Below are 8,081 nucleotides of genomic sequence, written 5' to 3'. Positions count from 1 at the left end.
GAGGTGTGCATCGTCCTCCCCGTGCTCTCCGCCCTCGGCCAGGGCTACGAGGTCTACGTCGTCGCCGACGCCTCCGGCGGCGTCACCCCGCAGGCTCACGAGCACGCCATCCAGCGCATGATCAGCGCCGGCGCCGTCCCGGTGACCTGGATCCAGGTCCTGCTCGAGCTCCAGCGCGACTGGGCCCGCACCGAGACCTACGTGCCCGTCATGGACATAGTCAAGGAGCACGGCGGCGCCTACGGCCTCGGCGTCGTCTACGCCCAGTCCGTCATCGGCGCCCACGCCGCCGGCTGACCCATCGACCTGGTGCCGGCCCGAGACCGACCCGTCCGGGCCGGGCACCAGTCCACGTTTTCACCGGCCAGGCCCTGTGGCTGCTCCCCCGGGCACCGTGGCGGGCAGCCGGGGCACAGCGGGCGGGCTGATCACCCGTGTCCTGCTCGGACGACCGGGACCTTCGCACCGAGTCCCGGGGAACATCCGCGCCGCCCAGGCGTTGAGACGGCCATGGAGAACGAAGCGACCGCCCCGCAGGGCGCGGCACCGCCGCCCCCCGCGGCCGGGGGCGATGACCGGGGCCGCGACCACGGCATCGATCATGAACTGCTCGACGGGTGGAAACTGGTGGCGGAGGGCTTCCGCGCCACACACGAGTCCCTCGTGAGCGAGCTGGCCGAGCGCTTCGATCTCGGCCGGGGCCCCGCCGACGTACTGGTGCGCCTGCTCACCGCCCCCGGGCAGCGGATGCCGATGACCCGCCTGGCGCACGAGGCCGGCATGTCCAGCGGCGGGTTCACCAAGCTCGCCGACCGGCTGTGCGCGGCCGACCTGGCCCGGCGTGTGTCGTGCGAGGACGACCGGCGCGTCACCTACCTCGAACTGACCGACGAGGGCCAGAACACCGCACAGGCGATGTCCCAGGCGGCGACGCGGATCCTCCGTGCCCGCGTGCTCGCCCCTCTCGGACGCGACGGATTCCGCGCACTCACCGAGACCATGCGTGACCTGCGCGACGCCGACAAGGGTCCGCGCGGTGACGAGGCCTTCCAAGGACCACGGGGCTGACCGGCCCGGCGCGCTCTCTGCCGTGCTCCGTGCGGGGGCGCCCTCCGGGGCTCCTCACCGCGCGACGCCCGTCAGATACGCCGACACCACCACGTTCGCCGTATAGGCACCGCTCGCCCGGTCGTAGGGACCGCCGCAGGTGATCAGCCGCAGCTCCGCCCGGCCCGGCTGCCGTGTCCCGTACGCCTCATGGGCGTCGAACCGGTCGCGGGCGAGTACCTGGACGTCCTCGACGGTGAACTCGGCGACCCGGCCGTCACCGCGCACCACCCGTACCTTCGCGCCCTGCCGCAGGCTGCTCAGCTTGTAGAAGACGGCGGGCCCGGTGTCGGTGTCGACGTGCCCGACGACCAGCGCCGTCCCGACGGCCCCGGGCGTCACACCGCTTCCGTACCACCCGACTACGCCCGGCCGGCCGAAGGGCGGCGGCTCGATCGCGCCCTGCGCGTCCAGGCCGGCCGTCACGACCGGGGCCCGCACCCCCAGGGAGGGGATGTCGACGCGCAGCGGCGCGGACTTCCCCAACGGCGCTGCCTCGGGCGGTAGTTCGGTGTCCGGGGGCCGGCCGGCGGCGGCCATGTCCCCGGTCGTCGGCGCGGAGATCCCCGGGTTCACCTCACCGACCCCGCGCCCCCACATCCACAGCCCCAGCAGCAGAACCACCCAGGCGACGCCCATCACCAGACGGCCGGTACCGCGGAAGTGTTGGTCTCTGGACACGGCTCACTCCCGGCCACGGCCTCGGCGGATGCTCCGCGCGATGACCACGACGGCGGCGACGCCCGCGAGGACGAGGCCGATGACCGCCTGCAGGACACCCGGTCCGGCGTTGCGGGCGTCGGAGGACGACAGGTGCGCGGTGGCGCCGCCGCCCGCGTGCACGGGCGCGACCGGCGAGGAGGGCGCGGCGGGAGCGCTGGAGGAGACGCGGGCGGCCGGGGACACCGGGCCGCTGGAAGAGGCATGGGGGGTGGCGGACGGCGCGGTCGGCGTGACCGGCTTCGGTCCGCCGACGGTGAGCACGCCCTTGACCTCCCGGCCGTCGCACCCGACCGTGACGGAGTACAGGCCCGGACTCGCCGTGGCGCGGACCCGGGTGCCGCCGGTCAGCCTGCCGTCCCTGCTCACGAGCCGCGCGTCGGCGGCGAACGCGTCCGACGCCGCGCTGCCGGTCGGACCGGCACAGCCCCGGACGGCGAGCCGGACGCCGGTGCCGGGCGTGGGGGACGCGGGGGTCAGGAAGACACCCTGCGCGTCCGCCGCGGATGCCGTGGGCACGAGGACGGCCGCGACGGCGGCCATCGCACCCAGAGTGATCCGTAGTGAACCCATCGTGAACCTCCTGATACCAGGAGGCTCACATCCCGCGCTTCACGGCGCATCCTGACGGGACCCCCGGCTACTCCGTACGGGGGAGGTGTCGCGGGCAGGTGTCAGACGAGGTCGACGAGGTCCGCGATGGAGTTCACGACGTGCGAGGGGCGGAACGGGTACCGGTCGATGTGCTCCGGTGTGGTCAGTCCGGTGAGCACCAGGAACGTCTGCATACCGGCCTCCATGCCGGCCAGTACGTCGGTGTCCATCCGGTCGCCGATCATCGCGCTGGTCTCCGAGTGCGCCCCGATGGTGTTGAGCCCGGTCCGCATCATCAGCGGGTTCGGCTTGCCCGCGAAGTACGGCTTCTTGCCGGTCGCCTTGGTGATCAGCGCGGCGACCGCGCCCGTGGCGGGCAGCGGGCCCTCGGGGGACGGGCCGGTCTCGTCGGGGTTGGTGCAGATGAACCGGGCCCCGTCCTTGATCAGCCGGACCGCCCTGGTCATGGCCTCGAAGGAGTACGTGCGGGTCTCGCCGAGGACGACGTAGTCGGGCTCGTGGTCGGTCAGGATGTAGCCGATGTCGTGCAGGGCCGTGGTCAGCCCGGCCTCGCCGAGGACGTACGCCGACCCGCCGGGCCGCTGGTCGTCCAGGAACTGGGCGGTCGCGAGCGCCGAGGTCCAGATGTTCTCCACCGGGACCTCGAGGCCCATACGGGTCAGCCGGGCGTGCAGATCCCGCGGGGTGTATATGGAGTTGTTGGTGAGCACCAGGAAGGGCTTGCCGGACTCACGCAGCTTTTTGAGGAAGGCATCGGCACCGGGGATCGGAACGCCCTCGTGGATGAGCACACCGTCCATGTCGGTGAGCCACGACTCGATGGGCCTGCGCTCTGCCATGTGCGATCTCCTGCCGGTACGTGGTGCTGCGTGAGTCCCAGCCTAGTGCCGCGGCAGGCAGCGTTTGCCCGTCAAGGAGCGGTGTCATGGGGGTCCCCCCTGCTCGAGCGAAGCCGAGAGCTTGGGGGAGCGTGCTCTCGGTGTGCCGGCCGGAAGCCCTCGTACTGGACGTACTTGGGCTTTCGGCCGGTGCGGCGAGTGGGGGTACCCCCTGCTCGAAGAGCTTGGGGGAGCGTGCCGGGCGTCGCGACGGGGCGAACGTTGCCTGCCGGGGCACTGGCGATCAGCTGTTCGTGGCGGTTTTCCAGTCCTCGACGTACGCCGAGAGGTTCTTGTCGATGTCGTTCCAGTCCGGCTCGAAGACCTGGACGCCGTCCATGAGCCCGGTCAGCGCGGTGGCGTTGGCGTCGGTGGCCCCGATGTCCTTGCGGGCCGCGAATCCGCCGCCGATCTCGCTGACCTGCTGCTGCGCGGTGCGGCTGAGCAGGTAGTCCAGCAGCTTCTTGCCGTTCTCGGAGTGCGGGGCCTTGGTGACGAGCCCGGCGGCGTACGGCAGGGCGAAGGTGGTCGGCTTGCCGCCCTGCCGGGCCGGGAACCAGATGCCCAGGTTCGGCATGGTCTTGGACTGGGCGAAGTTCATCTGGACGTCACCGTTGGCGACGAGCAGTTCGCCCTTGTCCACCTTGGGTGCGAGCTTGCCGGTGGAGGCGGACGGGCCGACGTTGTTGGCCTGGAGCTTCTTCAGGTACGCGAGCGCCGCGTCCTTGCCGCCGAAGTCGTTCATCGCCTTGACCAGCACGGCGGTTCCGTCGCCGGCGACACCCGGGGTGGAGTACTGGAGCTTGTTCTTGTACTTCGCGTCCAGCAGGTCCTCCCAGGTGGTGGGCGCCTTCTTCAGCTCCTTCTTGTTGTAGACGAACCCGAAGTAGTTGTTGACGACGGAGGTCCAGGTGCCGTCGGCGGCCTTGTCGGCGGCGGCGACCTCGGTGGAGCCCTGGGGCGCGTACTTCGTGAGCAGGCCCTTGCTGTCCGCCTGCTGGATGAACGGGGGCAGGGTGACCAGCACATCGGCCTGCGGGTTGGACCGCTCGCGCAGGGCGCGCTGGACCATCTCGCCGGAGCCGCCCTCGACGTACTCGACCTTGATGCCGGTCTGCTTCTCGAAGTCCTTGAAGACGCGGTCGTACCAGCCGTCCCCGTTCTCGCCCTTGAGGCCGTCCGCGCTGTAGACGGTGACGGTCTTGGCGCCGGCGCCGGAGGAGCCGGAGCCGCCGCCGCAGGCGGTGAGCGAGCCGGCCAGGACGAGGCTGCCGAGGACGGCGGCGAGCGGCTTGACGGGGATTCTGGGCAGGGCAGAGGTTCCGGGCATGACGGGATGAGCTCCTTGCGTGGAAAGGGCGGTGGAGAAGGGGCGGGTCGGGTGGTCAGCGGTGCGCGGCCCGGGTGCGGACGCGGGCTACGGCGAACAGGACGAGCAGGGTGGCCGTCATGAGGACGACCGCGAGCGCGGAGCCGGTGAACAGCGAGCCGCGGTCGGTGGCCGCGTAGATCCGGACGGGCAGCGGGGTCCAGTCGGGCGGGTAGAGCATCATCGTGGCGCTCAGCTCCCCCATGGACAGGGCGAAGCACAGGCCCGCGGCGGCCGTGAGGGACGGCAGCAGCAGCGGCAGCCGGACCCGCCACAGGACGTATGCGGGCCGGGCGCCGAGCGAGGCCGCGGCCTGCTCGTAGGAGGGGTCGAGACGGAGCAGCGCCGCGGAGACCGACTGGTACGCGAAGGCCGTGACGAGGACGGTGTGGGCGAGGATCACGATCCAGCGTGTGCCGTTGAGCAGCACGGGCGGCTGCGAGAAGGCGACGAGGATCGCGAGCCCGACCACCACGGAGGGCACGGCGACCGGCAGCACGAACAGCGCGTCGAGCACGCGCCGCACGGGCCTCGGCAGAGCGTGCGCGCCGAGCGCGCCCCAGGTACCGACGGCGAGGGCGAGCAGGCTCGCCGTGACCGCCGTGACCAGGCTGGTGGTGAGCGCCTGGAGGGAGTCCCCGCGGGTGGCGGCGGTGTAGTGCGCGGTCGTGAAGCCGGACGGGAGCGCACCGGACCAGTGGCCGGCGAACGAGGCGGCGAGGATCACGAGCAGCGGCAGGGCGAAGAGGGGGAGGAAGAGGACGAGGAAGAGGCCCCACAGGACCCACCTCCCCCTGCGGCTAGGCACCAGCACGGCGGCTCACCACCCGGTAGAGGGCGTACAGGCCCACGGACACGAGGACGTTGACGACGGCGACGACACAGGCGCCCGGGTAGTCGGACTCCAGGATCGCCTTGCCGTAGACGAGTGTCGGCAGGGTGGTCACACCCTTGGCGCCGGTGAACAGCACGATGCCGAACTCGTTGAGGGCGAGGACGAGGACGAGTCCGCCGCCGGCCGCGAGCGCGGGCAGCGCCTCGGGCAGGATCACCCGCCGCACGATCCGCGCGGGCCGCGCGCCCAGTGACGCGGCGACCTCCGTCTGCGCGGTGTCGAGCTGGGAGAACGCGGCGAGGAGGGGACGCATCACGAAGGGGGTGAAGTAGGTGACCTCGGCGAGGAGGACACCCCAGGGCGTGGTGAGGAACGCGAAGGGACCCGAGGCCGCGCCGGTCACGTCGCTCCACAGCCCGTTGGCCATGCCCGCGCTGCCGTAGAGGAAGAGCAGGGCGAGCGTGATGAGGAAGGAGGGGAAGGACAGGAAGACGTCGACGAACCGGGCCACCGCCTTCGCCCCCGGGAAGGGCACGAAGGCGATGACGAGCGCGAGGAAGAACCCGAGGACGAGACAGCAGGCGGTGGCGGCGAGCGCCAGCCACACGGTGGTCCACAGCGCCTCGCGGAACGCGCCGGAGGCGAAGACGTCGGTGTACGGCTTGAGGGAGGTGCCGCCGGTGTCCGGCTGGAAGGACTGCCGGACGACCAGGGCGAGGGGGTAGAGGAAGGCCGCGGCCAGCAGCACCGCTGGGGGAAGGGCCCAGGTCAGGCGTCTAGTCACGGGACACCCCTGCGGCCAGCAGCACCGCGTCCCCGGGTGCGAAGTGCACCTCCACCTTCTCCCCCGGCGCCGGCGGGCGCCGCAGCTCCCGTACGTCGGCCATGACCCGGTGGCCCGCCACATCCACGTACAGCCGGTGGGTGGCCCCCCGCCACTGGATCTCGCCGAGGACTCCGGTGAGCCGGTTGGGTCCGGGCCCAAGTCCAACGAGGTGCGGACGGACGCACAGGGTCGCCGCCGCCCCCCGTGCGGCGCCCCGTGTGTCCACCTCCAGTCCGGTCCCGCCGAAGACGACCCCTGCCGCCCCCACGGTCACCGGCAGCAGGTTCGCGCTGCCCACGAAGGACGCCGTGAACTCGGTGCGCGGCGACCGGTACAGCTCCTGTGGCGTGCCGACGTCCTGCAGCCGCGCCCGGTCCATGACCGCGATCCGGTCCGCCAGCGTCAGCGCCTCGACCTGGTCGTGCGTGACGTACAGCATGGTCATGTCGGGCAACTCGCGGTGCAGCCGCGCGAGTTCGGCCAGCATGCCGGAGCGCAGCCGGGCGTCGAGGGCGGACAGCGGCTCGTCGAGGAGGAGCACGCCGGGGCGTACGGCGAGGGCCCGCGCGATGGCCACCCGCTGCTGCTGCCCGCCGGACAGCTCGCGCGGATACCGGCGCGCGTACTCCCCCATGCCGGTCATCTCCAGCGCCTCGGCGACCCGTGCGGGGATCTCCTGCCGGGGCACCTTGCGCGCCTTGAGGCCGAACGCCACGTTGTCCGCCACGCGCATGTGCGGAAAGAGCGCGTAACTCTGGACGACCATCCCGATCCCGCGCCGGTACGGGGGCTGCGCGGTGACGTCCTGGCCGCCGAGGAACACCCGCCCCGAGGACGGCCGTACGAATCCGGCGACGGTCCGCAGCGCGGTCGTCTTCCCGGAGCCGGAGGGGCCGAGCAGCGCCATGACCTCGCCGGGTTCGACGGTGAGGTCGAACGCGTCGAGCACGGTGTTCCCGTCGTAGGCGACCGAGATCCCCTCGAAGCGGATGCCGGTCATCGCTGGCCGGCCCCCTTCAGCAGGGCGGGGAGTTCGGTCACCGAGCCGAGCACCCGGGTGGCACCCGCCCGGCGCAGCGCCGTGCCGTCGTGGGCGCCGGTGAGCACTCCGGCGACCAGGCCGGCTCCGGCGCGCACCCCGCTGAGCATGTCGTACGAGGTGTCCCCGACGACCGCGACCTGGCGTACGTCGTCGGCGGCGCCGGTGCGCAGGAAGGCCGTCAGCACCATGTCCGGGTAGGGGCGGCCCCGCCCGCCCGCGTCCGCCGGGCTCAGGGTGAGAGGGACCAGGTCCCGCCAGCCGAGCGCGTCGAGGATCGCGTCCTGGGTGACCCGGGCGAAGCCGGTGGTGAGTACGACGGTCAGGCCGTCGGCCCGCAGTTCCTCGATGGCCGCGCGGGCTCCGGGGATCTCGGTGACGTGTCCGTCGTCGACCAGTTCGCCGTACGCCTTCTCGAAGGCGGCGTTGGCGCGCTGGGCGAGGTGCTCCTCGCCGAACAGATGCCGGAAGACGGAGATCTTGGACTCGCCCATGGTGGCGCGGACGTAGGCGAGCTTCTCGGCGTGGTCGGCGGAGCCGGGCTGCACGCCCAGCTCGGCGGCGGCCGCGGCGAAGGCCCGCTCGACGAGACCGCCGTCGGCGACGGTGGTCCCGGCCATGTCGAGGACGACAAGGCGTATGCCGGTCGTGAGGTCGGTCATGGGGTCAGTCATGAGGTCGGTCATCAGGTG

General features: G+C 72.2%; 10 protein-coding genes. 2 read left to right on the top strand and 8 right to left on the bottom strand.

From position 1 onward, the window contains the following. A partial coding sequence (locus ACWD5Q_RS22480; protein ID WP_451428808.1) for an isochorismatase family protein occupies positions 1-297 on the top strand: 297 nt, incomplete at its 5' end. A 213-nt stretch (positions 298-510) separates the two neighbouring features. Further along, positions 511-1,068 carry a MarR family winged helix-turn-helix transcriptional regulator gene (locus ACWD5Q_RS22475; RefSeq protein ID WP_451428807.1) on the top strand — a complete coding sequence of 186 codons (558 nt, stop codon included), beginning with the start codon at positions 511-513 and terminating at the stop codon, positions 1,066-1,068. A 54-nt stretch (positions 1,069-1,122) separates the two neighbouring features. On the opposite strand, the gene ACWD5Q_RS22470 is transcribed toward ACWD5Q_RS22475, so the two are convergent. From ACWD5Q_RS22470 to ACWD5Q_RS22435, 8 genes are all read right to left on the bottom strand, one after another. After that, complete coding sequence (locus ACWD5Q_RS22470) at positions 1,123-1,746, bottom strand: class F sortase (RefSeq protein ID WP_451428813.1); 624 nt, start codon at positions 1,744-1,746, stop codon at positions 1,123-1,125. Between the two features lie 45 nt (positions 1,747-1,791). After that, positions 1,792-2,400: a hypothetical protein gene (locus tag ACWD5Q_RS22465; RefSeq protein ID WP_451428806.1), complete on the bottom strand. Its 609-nt coding sequence runs from the start codon at positions 2,398-2,400 to the stop codon at positions 1,792-1,794. A 101-nt stretch (positions 2,401-2,501) separates the two neighbouring features. Next, positions 2,502-3,281 (bottom strand): HAD-IIA family hydrolase, encoded by a 780-nt coding sequence (locus ACWD5Q_RS22460; RefSeq protein ID WP_451428805.1) that lies wholly within the window; start codon positions 3,279-3,281, stop codon positions 2,502-2,504. A 283-nt stretch (positions 3,282-3,564) separates the two neighbouring features. Next, positions 3,565-4,650 carry a 2-aminoethylphosphonate ABC transporter substrate-binding protein gene (locus ACWD5Q_RS22455; RefSeq protein WP_451428804.1) on the bottom strand — a complete coding sequence of 362 codons (1,086 nt, stop codon included), beginning with the start codon at positions 4,648-4,650 and terminating at the stop codon, positions 3,565-3,567. A 55-nt stretch (positions 4,651-4,705) separates the two neighbouring features. Beyond that, positions 4,706-5,503, bottom strand: coding sequence for an ABC transporter permease (locus tag ACWD5Q_RS22450; RefSeq protein WP_451428803.1), 798 nt, complete (start codon positions 5,501-5,503; stop codon positions 4,706-4,708). Further along, positions 5,490-6,308, bottom strand: coding sequence for a 2-aminoethylphosphonate ABC transporter permease subunit (locus ACWD5Q_RS22445; RefSeq protein ID WP_451428802.1), 819 nt, complete (start codon positions 6,306-6,308; stop codon positions 5,490-5,492). Before ACWD5Q_RS22445 ends, ACWD5Q_RS22450 begins: the two co-directional genes overlap by 14 nt. After that, a complete protein-coding gene (locus ACWD5Q_RS22440; protein ID WP_451428801.1) occupies positions 6,301-7,350 on the bottom strand; it encodes an ABC transporter ATP-binding protein in 1,050 nt (349 codons plus the stop codon). The genes ACWD5Q_RS22445 and ACWD5Q_RS22440 overlap by 8 nt, the downstream gene beginning before the upstream one ends. Beyond that, the gene (locus tag ACWD5Q_RS22435) at positions 7,347-8,063 is read right to left on the bottom strand and encodes a phosphonatase-like hydrolase (protein WP_451428800.1); all 717 of its coding nucleotides are present in this window, start codon (positions 8,061-8,063) and stop codon (positions 7,347-7,349) included. Before ACWD5Q_RS22435 ends, ACWD5Q_RS22440 begins: the two co-directional genes overlap by 4 nt. Between the last annotated feature and the right edge of the window lie 18 nt (positions 8,064-8,081).

This window comes from Streptomyces sp. NPDC002513, from assembly GCF_053595355.1.
This window is presented reverse-complemented; position numbering and strand designations above follow the sequence as displayed.